Origin of the sequence: Tateyamaria rhodophyticola (assembly GCF_047777875.1) — a bacterium.
In the GTDB taxonomy this organism is placed as follows: Bacteria; Pseudomonadota; Alphaproteobacteria; order Rhodobacterales; family Rhodobacteraceae; genus Tateyamaria.
This window is the reverse complement of sequence record NZ_CP180519.1, coordinates 3,515,267-3,531,288: the sequence shown is the minus strand read 5'-3', so window position 1 is coordinate 3,531,288 and position 16,022 is coordinate 3,515,267. Positions and strand designations below refer to the sequence as shown.

Annotated in this window: 15 protein-coding genes; 11 read left to right on the top strand and 4 right to left on the bottom strand. The window is 63.5% G+C overall.

Annotated features, from left to right (window positions below; translation table 11 throughout):
- Nucleotides 1-158: 158 nt before the first annotated feature.
- The gene (locus ACERHN_RS18910; RefSeq protein WP_415920563.1) at nucleotides 159-1,235 is read left to right on the top strand and encodes a PA0069 family radical SAM protein; all 1,077 of its coding nucleotides are present in this window, start codon (nucleotides 159-161) and stop codon (nucleotides 1,233-1,235) included.
- Here ACERHN_RS18910 and bmt read toward each other — a convergent pair.
- From bmt to ACERHN_RS18895, 3 genes are all read right to left on the bottom strand, one after another.
- Nucleotides 1,232-2,245, bottom strand: a complete 1,014-nt coding sequence (bmt, locus tag ACERHN_RS18905; RefSeq protein ID WP_415920562.1) for a betaine--homocysteine S-methyltransferase — start codon at nucleotides 2,243-2,245, stop codon at nucleotides 1,232-1,234. The two genes, ACERHN_RS18910 and bmt, sit on opposite strands and share 4 nt — an antisense overlap.
- A 33-nt stretch (nucleotides 2,246-2,278) precedes the next feature.
- On the bottom strand, nucleotides 2,279-4,153 hold the full coding sequence (locus tag ACERHN_RS18900; protein ID WP_415920561.1) for a phosphatidylglycerol lysyltransferase domain-containing protein: 1,875 nt from the start codon (nucleotides 4,151-4,153) through the stop codon (nucleotides 2,279-2,281).
- A gap of 144 nt (nucleotides 4,154-4,297) precedes the next feature.
- A complete protein-coding gene (locus tag ACERHN_RS18895; RefSeq protein WP_415920560.1) occupies nucleotides 4,298-4,615 on the bottom strand; it encodes a DUF1476 domain-containing protein in 318 nt (105 codons plus the stop codon).
- 171 nt (nucleotides 4,616-4,786) lie between these two features.
- On the opposite strand from ACERHN_RS18895, the gene purC reads away from it, so the two are divergent.
- The 9 genes from purC (at nucleotide 4,787) to ACERHN_RS18850 (ending at nucleotide 14,896) form a co-directional block, all read left to right on the top strand.
- The gene (gene purC, locus ACERHN_RS18890) at nucleotides 4,787-5,548 is read left to right on the top strand and encodes a phosphoribosylaminoimidazolesuccinocarboxamide synthase (protein ID WP_415920559.1); all 762 of its coding nucleotides are present in this window, start codon (nucleotides 4,787-4,789) and stop codon (nucleotides 5,546-5,548) included.
- A complete protein-coding gene (locus tag ACERHN_RS18885) occupies nucleotides 5,548-5,946 on the top strand; it encodes a VOC family protein (RefSeq protein WP_415920558.1) in 399 nt (132 codons plus the stop codon). The genes purC and ACERHN_RS18885 overlap by 1 nt, the downstream gene beginning before the upstream one ends.
- Nucleotides 5,947-5,993: 47 nt before the next feature.
- Nucleotides 5,994-6,224, top strand: coding sequence for a phosphoribosylformylglycinamidine synthase subunit PurS (purS, locus tag ACERHN_RS18880; RefSeq protein WP_415920557.1), 231 nt, complete (start codon nucleotides 5,994-5,996; stop codon nucleotides 6,222-6,224).
- Nucleotides 6,221-6,889, top strand: a complete 669-nt coding sequence (gene purQ, locus ACERHN_RS18875; protein ID WP_415920556.1) for a phosphoribosylformylglycinamidine synthase subunit PurQ — start codon at nucleotides 6,221-6,223, stop codon at nucleotides 6,887-6,889. Before purS ends, purQ begins: the two co-directional genes overlap by 4 nt.
- A 37-nt stretch (nucleotides 6,890-6,926) precedes the next feature.
- Complete coding sequence (locus tag ACERHN_RS18870; protein ID WP_415920555.1) at nucleotides 6,927-8,711, top strand: sensor histidine kinase; 1,785 nt, start codon at nucleotides 6,927-6,929, stop codon at nucleotides 8,709-8,711.
- Between the two features lie 16 nt (nucleotides 8,712-8,727).
- Nucleotides 8,728-10,062: a sigma-54-dependent transcriptional regulator gene (locus ACERHN_RS18865; RefSeq protein ID WP_415920554.1), complete on the top strand. Its 1,335-nt coding sequence runs from the start codon at nucleotides 8,728-8,730 to the stop codon at nucleotides 10,060-10,062.
- A 92-nt stretch (nucleotides 10,063-10,154) separates the two neighbouring features.
- Nucleotides 10,155-10,826 carry an HAD family hydrolase gene (locus ACERHN_RS18860; RefSeq protein WP_415920553.1) on the top strand — a complete coding sequence of 224 codons (672 nt, stop codon included), beginning with the start codon at nucleotides 10,155-10,157 and terminating at the stop codon, nucleotides 10,824-10,826.
- Nucleotides 10,827-10,956: 130 nt separating this feature from the next.
- Nucleotides 10,957-11,859: a glycosyltransferase family 2 protein gene (locus ACERHN_RS18855; protein ID WP_415920552.1), complete on the top strand. Its 903-nt coding sequence runs from the start codon at nucleotides 10,957-10,959 to the stop codon at nucleotides 11,857-11,859.
- Between the two features lie 391 nt (nucleotides 11,860-12,250).
- A complete protein-coding gene (locus ACERHN_RS18850) occupies nucleotides 12,251-14,896 on the top strand; it encodes an Rne/Rng family ribonuclease (RefSeq protein WP_415920551.1) in 2,646 nt (881 codons plus the stop codon).
- A gap of 10 nt (nucleotides 14,897-14,906) precedes the next feature.
- Here ACERHN_RS18850 and ACERHN_RS18845 read toward each other — a convergent pair whose 3' ends face one another.
- Nucleotides 14,907-15,134, bottom strand: coding sequence for a sulfurtransferase TusA family protein (locus ACERHN_RS18845; protein ID WP_415920550.1), 228 nt, complete (start codon nucleotides 15,132-15,134; stop codon nucleotides 14,907-14,909).
- 92 nt (nucleotides 15,135-15,226) lie between these two features.
- Between ACERHN_RS18845 and ACERHN_RS18840 the strand changes: the two genes are divergently transcribed.
- Entirely contained in the window at nucleotides 15,227-15,979 is a 753-nt protein-coding gene (locus ACERHN_RS18840) for a cytochrome c biogenesis CcdA family protein (RefSeq protein ID WP_415920549.1), read from the top strand.
- Nucleotides 15,980-16,022 lie beyond the last annotated feature (43 nt).

Genomic DNA, 16,022 nt, shown 5'->3' with positions numbered 1-16,022 from the left:
TTTATCTGGCAAAATATTGCGCAGCGACTGTCCGGATTGCGACATGGCCCGCGCCAAGCGCGACGCACGGGGTCACTTTCCGTATGCCGCCGCATGCAACAGCACGGATTGCGCAGAGTTTTCTGGTGCATGTTCTTAATTTGTTCTACATTTTGAGGATGAAGCAGGATCTTCAGACACAAAAGGCCAAGGGACGCGGTGCGGTCAGCAATGTCGTGGGGCGGTTCGAAGGGGTCACGCGGCACAGCGACAGCGATGGGTGGGACCAGATCGAAGACGTGCCCACGCTGCGCACGCAGGTCAGCGTCGAACGCCCGCGCAGTGCAATCACCTATAACCGCTCGCCCGATCTGCCGTTTGACCGGTCGATCAACCCGTATCGCGGGTGTGAGCATGGCTGTGTCTATTGCTTTGCCCGGCCCAGCCACGCCTATCTGGGCCTGTCGCCGGGGCTGGATTTCGAAACCCGGTTGGTGGCGCGTCCGGGTATCGCAGAGGTGCTGCGCACCGAGTTGGGGCGCAAGACCTACAAGGTCGCACCGCTGGCGATTGGCACGAACACCGATCCGTATCAGCCCATCGAGGCGGAACATGGCCTCATGCGCGCCTGTCTCGAGGTGCTGGCCGCGTGCGGCCATCCTGTTGCCATCGTGACGAAGGGCACATTGATCGAGCGGGACCTGGATATTCTGGCGGACATGGCGCGGCGCGGTCTTGTGCGGGTGGGTATTTCCGTGACCACACTGGATGCCGACCTGTGCCGCCGGATGGAGCCGCGCGCACCGCACCCGAAACGGCGTTTGCAGATGATCGAACGGCTGAGCGCTGCTGGCGTGCCTGTGCGCATCATGGCCTCGCCCCTTGTGCCGGGGCTGACCGATCCCGAGCTGGAACACATCCTGGCCGCGGGCAAGGCCGCGGGGGCGCGCACCGCCAGTTGGATCATGCTGCGATTGCCGCGGGAGGTGTCGCCGCTGTGGCAGGAATGGCTGGGCGCGCATTATCCCGACCGGGCGGGCCGGGTGATGTCCAAGCTGCGCGAGATGCATGGCGGAAAGGACTATGATGCGCGGTGGGGGCACCGGATGCGGGGCACAGGGCCCTATGCTGAGATGGTGGCGCATCGGTTCTCTCTCGCCATCAAACGGTTGGGATTGCAGACAACTGTGCCCCGGATGCGGACGGACCTGTTCCGGCCGCCGCGCGGGGCCAAAGCGCAGTTGAGCCTGTTTTAGGCCGCCCTGCGGCCGCGGCGCTTGCGGGTGGGGCGTTCATCATCGCCGGTGCCGTCACTGGCCGAGCTGAACGGTCCCAGGGCGGCCACGATTTCATCCAGTGTCGGGGCAGGGCCAACGGGCCGTTCGTCCAGTGCCGTGCGCATGTGGCGCAAGTGATCCGCCGTTGTGCCGCAGCACCCGCCGATGATCCGCGCGCCGCAATTGCGGGCCAGTTCAACATAATCGGCCATCAGTTCCGGCGTGCCGTCATAATGGATGTGGCCGTCATGGAATTTCGGAATGCCCGCATTGCCCTTGGCGACAAGCGGTGTTTCCGTTCCCGTGGCCGCAAAGCCCAGGATGGTGCGCAACAGGTCCGATGCACCGGTGCCGCAATTGGCGCCAAAGGCAAGCGGCGGGTTCGGCAGGGACGCGGCTTGCGCGGCAAGCCCGGTGCTGGTCACGCCCATCATGGTGCGCCCGGCGGTGTCAAAGCTCATCGTGCCGACCCAGTCCAGCCCGGCCAGCGCAAAGCCCTCGGCGGCGGCGGCGTATTCTTCGGGGGCCGAAATCGTCTCGAGCCAGCCGATGTCCGCGCCGCCCGCCTTGAGCCCGGCGGCGGTTTCGTGAAACATCTCGACCGCGTTGGCGTGGCTCAGCGCACCGACCGGTTCCATGATGTCGCCCGTGGGGCCGACCGACCCGGCCACGATCACGCGGCGGTCTGCGGTGTCGGCCACGGCGCGGCCCAGTTCGGCGGCGGCCTTGCTCAACTCAAACGCCCGGTGGCCTGCGTCATGCAGCTTGAGCCGCGAGGCGTTGGCGCCGAAGGAGTTGGTCAGGAAAACATCGCTGCCGGCATCCACGGCGCTTTGATACAGGGCGGTGATCTTCTCCGGTGCGTCGGTGTTCCACAACTCGGGCGCGTCCCCGGCCTCCAATCCCATCGCAAAGAGGTTCGTGCCGGTCGCGCCATCCGCCAGCAACGTGCCGCGGTCTTCAAGAAGGGAGATCAGGGGATTGGTCATGGCGCGCCTCGCTCAGGTTGGGTGCAGGATGTGTCATGCCGCACGATGTGAAGCCAGTTCATAATTCTCATCTAGATCATGAGGCTGGTTTGATGATGTGAGGGGCATCGGCCTGTGCACAGCGCGCGCGACATCGCCAAGACCGATGGTCAGTGCCACTGGATTGGGGGCGGCTGCATAGCGGGGCCGCCACTCGGGGCCGAAGCTGGATTTGAACTGTCGCAGGCCCGGCCCGCCGACGGCGCGGACCACACGCATCGCAACGGCGCGCCACAGGGCTGAGGCGGGGTTCGGGCACGCGGGCGTCGCGGCCAGACTGAAGTGCTGCGCGCCCGCGCGTTTCGCGGCCTCCAGCGCGGCATGCACCAGGGCGTGCATGGTGCCATCGGGCGCGTCACCGGTGTGCCGCATGATATCGAGGCACCAGTCCTCCTGGCCCTTGTGCACCGTGACAAAGGCGATGCACTGCCCGCCCACATGCGCCGTCGCCACCCATTGCCCCGCAACATAGTCCGGCGCGTACCGGCCCATCGTGCCACCACGGGCGCGGCCATGTGCGTGCTGCCACGCGGCATCAATGCGCGCGAGGTCCGCGTGGGGCAGGGGGCCGGTTGTGCGCACCGTCACACCCGCCTTGGCCGCGGCCCGCAATTTGCGCCGCAAGTTGCGCCGTGCGGGTGTGTCGAGCGCATATGCGCAGAGCGGAACAAGCGCCTCGTCCGCGATGCGCAACACGGTCCACCCCGCCCGCCGGGCCGCGTGTGCCTGCGCGGGTCCGCATTTGTAGAGCAGGGGGATCAGCGCCCTGTCGCGGGCCGCCGCGCGCAGGGCCTCAAGCGCCTGTTTCGGTTTGCCGCGCAGCGCGTCGCCCATCCCTGTGAGCGCCTGCCCGGTGGGCCAAAGCGCGAGCGTTGCCCCCCCTGTATGTGCCAGATACCCGCCGTTCTGTGTGATCACACCAACCTCGCCACGCAGGCGCAGGCTGTCAGGCGCGGCCATGGTTGCCTCAACCGGCGCTGCGCGCCGGAATGGACGCAACAGTGCAAGCATCGCAAGACAGGCCGGAAGGGCGTAGTAGATGGCGCGGTACGCCAGAATGGCCGTCATCAGCGCACCCAGATCCACATGGGGCAGGGCGGTGAGCAGTATCACTTCGAACGGGCCAACCCCGCCGGGTGTGTTCGACATCAACGCCCCGCCAAGGGCGAGCAGAAACAGCGGATAGAACGCCGCAGCCGACAGCGTTCCGGCGGGCAACATGATGAACAGAACACCCGCCGCCGCAGCCGTATCCACGAAAGCCCAGACCAGAATGCCGCCGATCAACCGCAAGCTGGGCAAGCGCAAGCACCAGCCGCGCACCCGTATCTGCGGCCACCAGATCAGCGCCGCCATCACGCACAGCGCCGCCGCACAGCCCGCGCTTGCCAGCCACTTGGACCAGCCCGGCGCAGGCAGCAGCAGGCACACCATGCTGGTCACGGCCATCCACGCAAGCACAAAGGACACGGAGACAAAGCCCGACAGCTTCAGCGCCGGGCCAAATCCCAGCCCCGGCAACATGCGCCAGCGGGCCACAGCCCCCGTGACCAGTCCAAAGCCCAGTGTTTGCCCGATTGCGATGCCGATGGTGCCGGACCATTGCGCCGCGCCGTCCGCGATGCCAGTGCGCAGATGCCTGTGGGCCAGCAGATCGTAGCGCCCGACGCTATAGAGGCTGATGGCGGTCAATAGCGTGGCGGTGACCCATTGCCAGGGTGCAATGGATGCAAGCTGTGCCGGCAGGTCGCGCAGCACCTCCATGCTGAGCTTGTCCGACAGGATCCAGGCGCACAGGACGAATATCGCCACCGGCACCGCAGCGCGGCACAGCCACGCCCATTCCCGTCTCATATGCCAGATAGCCATCGCACCGCACCCCTGTTTACCCGAGGCGCAGGGTACGCAGGTCACATGACCCAAGTGTTAATGAAATCGTTTAAACAGTTAAAAACGCGCGCACCTGTCGGGTACGCGCGTTTCAAGTTCAACTAAGCCGTGTAAGGCGTTGGATTAGCTGGTTTCCTGCATCAGCTGCGCCTTGGCCTCGGCCATCAGCGCCGCCATCTTGGCGCGGATTGTCGCCTCATCCGCGCGGTCGCCCAGATCACCGGAAACCTTGCGATAGACGTCTTCGTCGCCCGCCTCTTCGAAATCGGATTTCACGACTTCGCGGGCATATTCGGCGGCCTCATCCCCGGATTTGCCCATCAGCTCTGCCGCCCACAGGCCCAACAGCTTGTTGCGGCGCGCATCGGCCTTGAACTGCATTTCTGCGTCGTGGGCATATTTGTTTTCAAAGGCGTTTTCGCGGTCGTCAAAGGTGCTCATCGGTGCTCTCCCCGGGGTTTGTCTGTCCAAGATATGCGAGGCGGCGGCGGCGCGTGCAACCCCTTTGATGCATGGCGCACGCGCCCATCGCTTGCGGCAGGTGTGCCGATTGCTTATGAGGTGCGCACTGTCGGGCAGATTCAGTAGCGCTGCCCCAGCGAAAGGACGCCCATGGCGCGACGCAAAAAGATTTACGAAGGCAAAGCAAAGATCCTCTACGAAGGTCCCGAACCCGGCACCATCGTGCAGTATTTCAAGGATGACGCCACCGCCTTCAACGCCCAGAAAAAGGACGTGATCGAAGGTAAGGGGGTGCTCAACAACCGGTTGAGCGAGTTTTTCATGACCGGTCTGGCGCAGATCGGCGTGCCCACGCATTTCATCAAGCGCATCAATATGCGCGAGCAACTGGTGCGTTCCTGCGAGATCATCCCGCTTGAGGTGATCGTACGCAACTATGCCGCCGGCACCATGAGCCAACGCCTGGGCATCGACGAGGGCACGCAACTGCCGCGTCCCATCGTGGAATATTGCTACAAGGATGATTCCCTGGGCGACCCGCTGGTGACCGAAGAGCATATCGCCGCCTTCGGTTGGGCCAGTCAGCAGGACATGGACGACATTGTCAGCCTCGCGCTGCGGGTGAATGATTTCCTGAGCGGTGTGATGATGGCCGTTGGCATCCGTCTGGTGGACTTCAAGATCGAGATTGGCCGCGTTTATGACGGTGATTTCATGCGCCTGATCGTGGCGGACGAGATCAGCCCTGACAGTTGCCGGTTGTGGGACATCGAAACGGGCCAAAAGCTCGACAAGGACGTGTTCCGGCGCGATCTGGGCAACCTCGCCGATGCCTATACCGAGGTCGCGCGGCGTCTGGGTGTGCTGCCCAAGAATGCGCAACCGATGACAAAGCCCACGCTGATCAACTGATGACGCACCCGCCGCTTCTCCGTCTGACGCTTTATACGCGCAAGATGGAGGAGATGGCGGCATTCTATGCCACGCATTTCGGGTACACGGCGTTGGCCGCGCCCGGTGACCGGTTGGTCGAATTGCGCCCGCCGGGACCGGGCGTGATCCTGAACCTGCACCCCCTGGCCAAGAGCCAGAAGGCGGGCCAGGCGCTGGTCAAACTGTGTTTCGAGGTGCCGGATGTTGCGGCATTCGCGACGCAGGCTGCGGCCAACGGCCTGACCTTTGGCAAGCCGTTCAAGGGCGATGGTTATGTCTTTGCCAACGCCAAGGACCCCGCGGGCAATTCGATCTCAATCACCAGCCGTGGCTCTGCATCGCTGCGGCTTGAGGCGTGGAACGGCAGTGACGCTTGAGATGCGGGCAAGTTTGGGTTAGCGGGGGCGCAAACGAGGAGAGCGCAATGAAAGCCACTGTTCATGTCATGCTGAAAAACGGGGTTCTGGACCCACAGGGCGAAGCGGTGCGCCATGCGCTTGGGGCGTCCGGCTTTGATGGGGTGAACGGCGTGCGTCAAGGCAAGGTGATCGAACTGGACCTCGCGGATGGCACAACAGAGGCGCAGGTGGCCGAGATGTGCGAAAAGCTGCTGGCGAACACGGTCATCGAAAGCTACCGGATCGACATGTCATGAAGGCCGCGGTGATCGTCTTTCCCGGCTCCAACTGTGACCGCGATCTGGCCGTGGCGTTCGAGGCGGCGGGCGCCGAGGTCGAAATGGTCTGGCACAAGGATACGACGTTGCCCGATGGGGTGGATGTGATCGGTGTGCCGGGTGGATTTTCCTTTGGCGACTACCTGCGCTGCGGCGCGATTGCGGCGAATGCGCCCATCGTTGGGGCGCTGCGGACCCATGCGGAGCGCGGCGGTTACGTGCTGGGGATCTGCAACGGGTTTCAGGTGCTGACCGAAACCGGGCTGTTGCCGGGGGCACTGCTGCGCAATGCGGGGCTGAAATACATCTGCAAGTCGGTTGGCCTGCGGGTCGAGACGTCTCAGACCGCCTATACCGAAGGGTACAATGCGGGCGATGTGATCGACATTCCGATTGCGCATCACGATGGCAACTACTTTGCCGACGACGCGACCCTCGACACGCTCGAAGGCGAGGACCGCGTGGTGTTCCGTTATACCGACAATCCCAACGGGTCGCAGCGCGACATTGCGGGCATCGTGTCGGAGAACCGGCGCGTCCTTGGGATGATGCCACATCCGGAGCGGGCGGCGGATTCAGGCCATGGCGGCACCGATGGCCAAGCGCTCTTTCGCGCATTGGTGGGGCAGTTGACCACCGCATGACTTGAGCGGGGCGCGCGGGCTGCGTAGATTGTCCGCCATGGCGCGTGACAGGATACAAGCGGGACGCACCGCACGGACACGGACGATCAGCTGGCGCGCGCGGGCCGCACTGCTGTTTTTTGCGGCGACGGCGATTGCCACGGTGTTCTACACGAACCGTCTGCTGACGGACCGGTTCACCGAAACGACGCGCAACCGGGCCGAACTGCGGCTTGCCTTGTATTCCGGCAACCTGCTCAGCGAACTGCGCCAGAGCGCCATCGTGCCACAGCTGCTGTCGCGGGACCCGACCCTGATCGCGGCGCTGAATTCCGGCGACTTTGCCCAATCCACCGCCCGCCTGATCTCCTTTGTCGAAGAAATCGGGGCGGCAAACCTGATGCTGCTGGATCTTGAGGGGCGCGTGGTGGCCGCGACCGATCGCAACGTGCTGGGCACGGATCACAGCGATATGGCGTTTTTCTCCGAAGCGGTGCCGACCTCTGACACCATCTTTACCACCGCGACCAAGGACAGCGGCGGCTTTGCCTTTGTCTATTCGCGGCGCGTGTTTTCGGGGGGCGCGGCGTTGGGCGTCATCGTGGTCGAGGTGGACCTGCAAAAGTTTGAACGTGCGTGGGCGGGCATTTCGGCGGCTGTTCTCGTGACGGATGGCGATGGCAAGATCATCCTTGCCACCGAACCGCGCTGGCGCGGCCGCACCGAAGAGGAGGCGTTGGCCGCACAACCTGCGCAAAGTGCGATCGAACGCGCGATACGGGCCACCGCCGATTGGACCGCGCTGCCGCCTGATGCGTATTTGCAGGGCGAAGGGGTTATGCGGCTCGAGACGCGCATTCCGTTTCGCGGCTGGCGCATGGCATCCTTCACCACCTACGCCTCCGTTCGGGAGCGGGTGAACGGGGTTCTGGCCCTCGAAATCATGGGATTCGCGCTCTTGCTGGCGCTGGCCTTCTATGCGCTGAGCCGTCGGTCGGCGTTGCGGCTGGCGCTTTTTGCGCGCGAGTCGGCGGAGTTGCGCCGCCTCAACACCCAGCTCCAGCGGGAAGTCGCCGAACGGATGCGTGTGCAAGAAGACCTCGCCGTGGCCGAACAGACGCTGCAACAATCCTCGAAACTCGCCGCCCTGGGCGAGATGTCGGCGGCGGTCAGTCACGAGTTGAACCAGCCGCTGGCCGCGATGAAGACATATCTTGCCGGTGCGCGGCTTCTTCTGCGCCGCAACCGGCCCGAAGAGGCGCTGGTGAGCTTTGGCCGGATCGACGATCTGATCGAGCGGATGGGCGCCATCACGCGCCAGCTGAAATCCTACGCCCGCAAGGGACAGGACGAATTGAGCCCTGTAAACATGGGCGATGCGCTGGCCTCATCCCTGTCGATGATGGAACCGCAGCTGCGCCAGCGCCGCGTTCTGATCAACCGCATCGTGCCGCCCGCGCCGATGATGGTCCTGGGCGACCGGCTCAGGATCGAACAGGTGATGGTCAATCTGTTGCGCAATGCCATCGACGCGACCAAGTCCGAAAGCGAGCCGCAGGTGGACATCATCCTGTCCGCCGGTGAGACGGTCACGCTGACGGTGCGCGACAACGGCCCTGGCATCGAAAATCTCGATGCCCTGTTCGAGCCGTTCTACACCACCAAGCAGCCGGGCGACGGCGTCGGCTTGGGGCTTGCCATCTCGTCGGGCATTGTAAACGATTTGGGCGGACGGCTCACGGCGCGCAACGGACAAGCGGGCGGCGCCGTCTTTGAGATGCAGTTGCCGGTGCTCGGAGATGACGAGACATCGGATGAAAAACAGGTCGCTGCGGCGCAATGACACCGGAGAAAAACACATGACCCAGGCCATGAAGATCGCAATTGTCGATGACGAACAGGATATGCGCCAGTCGATCAGCCAGTGGCTGGCCCTGTCGGGCTATGACACCGAAACCTTCGCCAGCGCCGAGGACGCGCTCAAGGTGCTGGGGCCGGAATATCCCGGCATCGTGATTTCCGACATCAAGATGCCGGGCATGGACGGGATGCAGTTCCTGAAAAAGCTGATGGGCAATGACAGTGCGCTGCCCGTGATCATGATCACCGGACACGGTGATGTGCCCATGGCGGTCGAGGCGATGCGCGTGGGGGCGTTCGATTTTCTGGAAAAGCCGTTCAATCCGGACCGGATGAGCGATCTGGCCAAGAAGGCCACCGTGGCGCGGCGTCTGACCATGGACAACCGCGCCCTGCGCCGCGAGCTCAGCGATGGCGGGCAGCTGATGAAAAAGCTGATCGGCCACGCGCCGGTGATGGAGCGGCTGCGCGAGGATATTCTGGATCTGGGGCAAGCGGACGGCCACGTGTTGATCGACGGCGAAACCGGCACCGGCAAGACGCTGGTGGCCCATGCGCTCCATGCGGTGGGCAGCCGGGCGGGCAAGAAATTCGTGCTGATCAGCTGTTCTGCCTGGGAAGAAGAGGCGCTGGCCAAGCGGCTCTTTGGGCCGATGCTGCCCGAGGATGGGCAACTGCCTGCGGTGGAAGAGGCGCGCGGCGGCACGCTTGTGCTCGAAGATATCGAGGCGCTCAGCGAAAGCCTGCAAGCGCGTCTTTTGTCGGTGATCAACGAACAGGGCACGCCAGCGGAGACGCGCATTGTGGGCATCTGCAACATGCAGGAGGCGGGGCGCACCTGCGAAGACGCGCTGCGGCCCGACCTGTTCTACCGCTTGGCCGCACTCAAGATCACGGTGCCGCCCCTGCGCCAGCGGGGCGAAGATATCCTGACGCTGTTCACGCGGCTGAGCGATCAGTTTGCCGATGAATATGGCTGTGACGCGCCCAAAGTGTCCGCGCAGGAGGCCGCGCAGCTGTTGCAGGCACCGTGGCCGGGCAACGTGCGCCAGCTGATCAACATCGCGGAGCGCGCGGTGCTGCAATCGCGGCGCGGCACCGGCTCCATTGCGTCGCTGCTGATGTCGGATCACGAGGAAATGCAGCCCGTGATGACCACCGAAGGCAAACCGCTCAAGGAATATGTCGAGGCGTTTGAACGGATGCTCATTGACAACACCATGCGCCGCCACAAAGGCTCCATCGCGAGCGTCATGGAAGAGCTGTGCCTGCCGCGCCGGACCCTGAACGAGAAGATGGCGAAATACGGGCTGCAACGCGCCGACTATCTGTAACCTCTTGTCACAAAAGCTGAACGGGCCGGGGCTGTTGCTCTGGCCCGTCTGCTGTCATGCCTGCGCGCAAGGCAGCACAGGCAGGGGCAGACATGACAGTCTATTCGACGCATCCCGCGGCGTATCTCTTCGACATGGACGGGCTCCTGCTCGACACGGAGCGGTGCTTTCTGGAGGTCGGTCTGCCGCTTCTGACGGGGCTTGGCCATAGTGAGGAGGCTATGCGCGCGTTCTTCCTCAGCCTGATCGGCTCATCCGCAGCGATGACCCATGCGCGGCTGGTGGAGCTGATTGGCGACGAAGCGCATGCACGGCAGTTTCAGGCGGCATGGCGCGACGCGCTCAAGGTGCGGTTGGCCGCGCACGTGCCCCTGCGCCCCTTTGCCCGTGAAACGCTTGATCAGCTGGCGGGGCAGGGCGCGCGCATGGCGGTGGTGACGTCGACCCATCGAACTGCGGCACGTCATCACCTGCATCTCGCGGGCCTGCTGGAGTATTTCGAGGTCGTCGTTGCAGGGGACGAGGTCACCGCCAACAAACCAGATCCGGCCCCCTATCTGCAAGCGGCTGCGATGCTGGGCGTTGCGGCGACAGACTGCGCCGCCTTTGAGGACAGCGACCGCGGCATTGCCTCTGCGGTACGCGCCGGCTGCCGCGCGGTGCAAATCCCCGATCTGCGCGATCCGTCCATACCACTGCCCGACCTCGGCCAACACGTCGCCGCGGATCTGCGCGCAGCCGTCGCATTGGTCCGACCAAACTGAGTCTCCGCTGCAACGGTTGCGCGTCGGCCCGCGCGATCCGGCGTGTTTTCGGTGTCACCGCGCGGGCCTCCATGGTCTTATGCCCACAACGCAGCGGGAAAAACCGCGCAACAGAGCAGTGAGAGCAGGTATGGACCCCACCAAAAAGCCCCTGGGCGTGGTCACGATGGTGTATCGCGACTATTTCATTCTGGAACGCTGGTACGCCTATTACGCGGACGTGGTTGGGCCGGAGAACCTCTATATCTTCAGTCACGGGCCCGATCCCCGGCACGACAGGATCGCCAAGGGCGCTAACGTCATCCACATCCCGCGCGACGAGACGCGGTTCCGGTTCGAACGCCGCCGCTGGAACATGATGAGCGAATTCGTGACGGGCATGCTCATGTATTACAATTGGATGATCCTGAGCGACGTGGACGAATTTGTGGTGGCGGATCCTGCGGTGTCGGACAACGTCGTGGATCACCTGCAGACCTATTATTGGGATCCGGAGACGGCGCCAGTGAACATCGCGCCCCTGTGCCTCGACATGGTGCATTATCCGCAGGACGAAACCGAAGCGATTGCGCCCGGGGATACCATCCTGTCGCGCAGGCGCACGTTTCGGCCCAACCGCAACTATTCCAAGCCGAACCTCGTGCGCAAGCCGGTGAAATTCAAACCGGGCGGACATGCCAACACCCTGGGTGAGCGGCATTTGCCGGACCACCTGTACATGCTGCACCTGAAATATTTCGACCGCTTCCAGATGGAGGGCCGGGTGGATGTGCGCGCGCCAAAAGCCGCCGCGCTGACGGATGCGATGACGAATGCGCCGGCTTATGACAAGCGAATGCTGCAATGGGGCGATGAGCATCAGCGCATCCTCGACAAGTCCGAATTCATGGGCGAAGACATCGAATTGCGCGACCTCCGGGACGCTATGCGCGTCCAGACGCAAACCGATCGGGGCATTTCGAACTATGGTGTTTACCCGGACGTGCGCCGCAAGCTTTACCGCATGCCGGAACGCTTTGCCTCCGTGCTCTGACCCCGGTTCGCGCATGTTGCGTGAGATTGCCCATTGTCATTGCGCCCCCATTGCCCTTAATTAAGCACAAGGAGCATGACGCGCATCTGCGTCGCCCCTTTGTGAGTTTCGCTGACACACACTGCAACCAGTGGATGTCAGACCGATTGGGCCAGAAATGGCCACGAGATGCTGACGCAGGCCGAGGTCTGGCGCAGCGAATGAACGGATACGCCGCCAGGCGCGCGTATCGGAGAAGAACCGCGATGACGCGCGTGAGGACAGGATTGATCCACAGCGGCGGCCCAACCGGCCCCGCCAGCGGCGCGTCCCATATCGCTCAAACAAGACACATCCACCGTACGCTGGCTCCTCCGGGGGTGCGGCGCGGTCGCGTGTGCAATGGACTTTCATGCCTAAGAAAATGCTTATCGATGCCACCCACGCGGAAGAGACCCGCGTCGTGGTCGTGGACGGAAACAAGGTCGAGGAGTTTGACTTTGAATCCGAAAACAAGCGCCAGCTTGCTGGCAACATCTATCTCGCCAAGGTAACGCGCGTCGAGCCGTCGCTACAGGCGGCCTTTGTCGACTATGGCGGCAATCGCCACGGCTTCCTTGCGTTCTCGGAAATTCACCCCGACTACTATCAGATCCCGGTCGCCGACCGTGAGGCGCTGATGGAAGAAGAACGTGCCTATGCCGAAGCGCAGAAGGCCCGTGACGAGGAAGAAGACAAGCCCAAACCGAAACGCCGCCGGTCGTCCCGTTCCAAGGCCGCAAAGGCCGAAAGCGATGATGCGACGGCGACCAAAGAAGTCGATGGTATGGAAACCATCGACCTCGAAACGGACGACACCGCCGAGGCCGCCGAGGGCGAGGCCAGCTCGCCCATGGAGACGGTCAAGGAAACGCCGGTCGAGACACCCGCCGCCGACGAGGCACAGGCCGATGACGGCGAGGACGCTGCGGACGACGCCGACGCTGGCGACGCGCCTAAGGGCAAATCCGCCGATGCGTCCGCCAAGGATGACAGCATCGAATCCGTGGCCGACGAAGACGATCAGGACGACATCCGCCCGCCGCGCAAACCGCGGCCCAAACGCTACAAGATCCAGGAAGTCGTCAAGGTTCGCCAGATCCTGCTGGTGCAGGTCGTCAAGGAAGAGCGCGGCAACAAGGGGGCTGCGCTGACCACCTACCTGTCGCTGGCCGGACGTTACTGTGTGCTGATGCCCAACACCGCCCGTGGCGGTGGCATCAGCCGCAAGATCACCAACGCCGCCGACCGCAAGAAGCTCAAGGAGATTGCAAACGAGATCGAGGTGCCGCAAGGCGCGGGTCTGATCGTGCGCACCGCCGGGGCCAAGCGGACCAAGGCCGAGATCAAGCGCGACTATGAATATCTGCAACGGCTCTGGGAACAGATCCGCGAGCTGACGCTGAAATCCATCGCGCCCGCGAAAATCTACGAAGAAGGCGACCTGATCAAACGGTCGATCCGCGATCTCTATAACCGCGAGATCGATGAGGTGTTTGTCGAAGGCGAACGCGGCTACCGCATCGCCAAGGACTTCATGAAGATGATCATGCCGTCCCACGCCAAGAACGTGAAACAGTATACCGACGCGCTGCCGCTCTTTGCGCGCTATCAGGTGGAAACGTATCTGGGTGCGATGTTCAACCCGACGGTTCAGCTGAAATCCGGTGGCTATATCGTGATCGGCATCACCGAAGCGCTGGTGGCCATCGACGTGAACTCCGGCAGATCGACCAAGGAAGGCTCGATCGAGGAAACCGCGACCAAAACCAACCTCGAGGCCGCCGAAGAAGTGGCGCGCCAGTTGCGCCTGCGGGACCTCGCCGGCCTGATCGTCATCGACTTTATCGACATGGATGAGCGTAAGAACAACGCCAAGGTCGAAAAGATGATGAAGGACAAGCTCAAGACCGACCGCGCGCGCATTCAGGTGGGCCGTATCTCGGGCTTTGGCCTGATGGAGATGTCGCGCCAGCGTCTGCGCCCCGGCATGATCGAGGCCACGACACAGCCCTGTCAGGCGTGCCACGGCACGGGTCTGATCCGGTCCGATGACAACCTGGCCCTGTCGATCCTGCGTCAGGTCGAAGAGGAAGGCACCCGCCGCCGGTCGCGTGAGGTTCTGGTGAAATGCCCGGTGGGCATCGCCAACTTCTTGATGAACCAGAAGCGCGAGCATATCGCCAACATCGAGGCACGCTATGGCCTGAGCGTGCGGGTGGAAGGGGAGCCGGGTCTGGTCAGCCCCGACTTCAGCCTGGAAAAGTTCAAGACCGCAACGCGGTCGGTCACAGCGCTGGCTGCTCCTGTGGTGTCGGTCGATACGTCGATCATGGATGAGGTGGACGAGGTCGAGGCCGACGCCGAGGAGGCGCCCGAAACACCTACGCCCGAGGCATCCGAAGACGGTGAAACCAAGCCCAAGCGCCGCCGCCGTCGTCGTCGCCGGAGCCGGAACAAGTCCGGCAATGGCGAAAACGGTGAGGCGCAAGCGCAGGACAACGAAGGCGGTGAGGCCGAAGCAGCCCCGTCCGAGGACGCCAGTGCCGATGCGCCCGCGGCAGAAGAGGCCAAGGCCGATGACGCCGCCGTAGAGGAAAAGCCCAAGCGCCGTTCGCGCAGCCGGTCCTCGTCCAAGACCAAAGAGGCTGAGGCGAAAACCGAAGAGGCCGAAGCCCAGCCGGAAGCCGCATCCGAGGACGCGCCTGCGCAGGAAGACGAAAAGCCCGCAAAGAAAAAGCCGACACGCACGCGCAGCAGCCGGTCGAAGTCGTCAAAGGCCAAGCCAGAAGCGGACACCCCCGCGGCGGACGCAGAACCCGCGCCGGAGCCTGTTGCGGATGAACCGACGCCCGAACCGGTCGCAGAAGAACCGGCACCCGAACCTGTGGCCGCAGAAGCGGCCGCTGACCCGGTCATCGCGGAAACGGTATCAAAGCCCGCCGCCGAGCCGGAGCCGGAACCCGAAGCACCCGCCAAGCCGAAACGGCGCGGGTGGTGGTCGCTGGGCTCCAAGTAAGCCCGGCGGTTCAGCCCTTGCGGATCACATAACGTTGCACGGGGCCGTCCATGTCGCTTGAAACAAGCGTATGGCCGGCCTCGGTGCAGAAATGCGGGATGTCCACGATGGCCGCCGGATCATCGGCCAGCACTGTGAGTTCCGCCCCCGCATCCAGAGGCTGCAGGCGCTTGCGCGCCTTGAGAACGGGCAGGGGGCACAGCAGCCCAACGGCATCAAGCGTGTTTTCATCAGACATGACCGCCATGTAGACGCGATGTTTCAACATGTCCACGCACATGTGACCACAGGCGGCGTGACTGTGGCGTCCAGGATCGCTAGGTGGGTTTCATGTTTGGAATTGATATCATCGACGCGAGCCTTTTGCCCGCGATGAGCGTGGCGCTGCTGGCCGGCATCATCAGCTTTCTTTCGCCCTGCGTTCTGCCCATCGTGCCGCCGTACCTGGCCTACATGTCGGGCATGACCGTGGGTGAGATGTCCGAGGGCCGCAGCGCGCGCAACCGCGCCACGATCACCGCGCTGTTCTTTGTGCTTGGCCTGTCGACGGTATTTATCTTCCTTGGCTTTGCCGCGTCCGCCTTTGGCGCGTTCTTTCTCCAGAACCAGGTGCTCTTTGCGCAGATCTCCGGCGCGGTGATCATCGTGTTCGGTCTGCATTTCCTCGGTGTGTTCCGCATTTCCTTTCTCGATCGCGAGGCGCGGATGGATGCGGGAGACCAGGGTGGTTCGTCCTTCGGGGCCTACATCCTCGGGCTGGCCTTTGCCTTTGGCTGGACGCCTTGCATCGGGCCACAGCTGGGCGCGATCCTGACGCTGGCCGCGTCAGAGGCGTCGGTGACCCGCGGGACGGTCCTGCTTGGGATTTATGCGGCGGGCCTGGGTATTCCGTTCCTGCTGGCCGCGATGTTCATGAGCCGTGCGATGGGCATCATGACCCGGATCAAGCGGCACATGGGCATCATCGAAAAGGTGATGGGCGGGCTGCTGGTGCTGGTGGGTGCGGCGATGCTGACGGGTCTGTTCACATGGTTCTCGTTCTGGCTGCTTGAGCAATTCCCGGCGCTGGCCACCCTGGGCTGATCGCAACACGCCTTACTTTGGCCCAACAAGCCCGCTAGAGTGC

What these genes read in the sequence shown, in the direction of transcription:
- ACERHN_RS18860 (WP_415920553.1), top strand. Translation starts at nt 10,155, where the DNA reads ATGACAGTCTATTCGACGCATCCCGCGGCGTATCTCTTCGACATGGAC.
- ACERHN_RS18895 (WP_415920560.1), bottom strand. Translation starts at nt 4,615, where the DNA reads ATGAGCACCTTTGACGACCGCGAAAACGCCTTTGAAAACAAATATGCC.
- bmt (WP_415920562.1), bottom strand. Translation starts at nt 2,245, where the DNA reads ATGACCAATCCCCTGATCTCCCTTCTTGAAGACCGCGGCACGTTGCTG.
- ACERHN_RS18910 (WP_415920563.1), top strand. Translation starts at nt 159, where the DNA reads ATGAAGCAGGATCTTCAGACACAAAAGGCCAAGGGACGCGGTGCGGTC.
- purS (WP_415920557.1), top strand. Translation starts at nt 5,994, where the DNA reads ATGAAAGCCACTGTTCATGTCATGCTGAAAAACGGGGTTCTGGACCCA.
- ACERHN_RS18855 (WP_415920552.1), top strand. Translation starts at nt 10,957, where the DNA reads ATGGACCCCACCAAAAAGCCCCTGGGCGTGGTCACGATGGTGTATCGC.
- ACERHN_RS18865 (WP_415920554.1), top strand. Translation starts at nt 8,728, where the DNA reads ATGACCCAGGCCATGAAGATCGCAATTGTCGATGACGAACAGGATATG.
- ACERHN_RS18850 (WP_415920551.1), top strand. Translation starts at nt 12,251, where the DNA reads ATGCCTAAGAAAATGCTTATCGATGCCACCCACGCGGAAGAGACCCGC.
- ACERHN_RS18900 (WP_415920561.1), bottom strand. Translation starts at nt 4,153, where the DNA reads ATGGCTATCTGGCATATGAGACGGGAATGGGCGTGGCTGTGCCGCGCT.
- ACERHN_RS18870 (WP_415920555.1), top strand. Translation starts at nt 6,927, where the DNA reads ATGGCGCGTGACAGGATACAAGCGGGACGCACCGCACGGACACGGACG.
- ACERHN_RS18885 (WP_415920558.1), top strand. Translation starts at nt 5,548, where the DNA reads ATGACGCACCCGCCGCTTCTCCGTCTGACGCTTTATACGCGCAAGATG.
- ACERHN_RS18840 (WP_415920549.1), top strand. Translation starts at nt 15,227, where the DNA reads ATGTTTGGAATTGATATCATCGACGCGAGCCTTTTGCCCGCGATGAGC.
- purQ (WP_415920556.1), top strand. Translation starts at nt 6,221, where the DNA reads ATGAAGGCCGCGGTGATCGTCTTTCCCGGCTCCAACTGTGACCGCGAT.
- purC (WP_415920559.1), top strand. Translation starts at nt 4,787, where the DNA reads ATGGCGCGACGCAAAAAGATTTACGAAGGCAAAGCAAAGATCCTCTAC.
- ACERHN_RS18845 (WP_415920550.1), bottom strand. Translation starts at nt 15,134, where the DNA reads ATGTCTGATGAAAACACGCTTGATGCCGTTGGGCTGCTGTGCCCCCTG.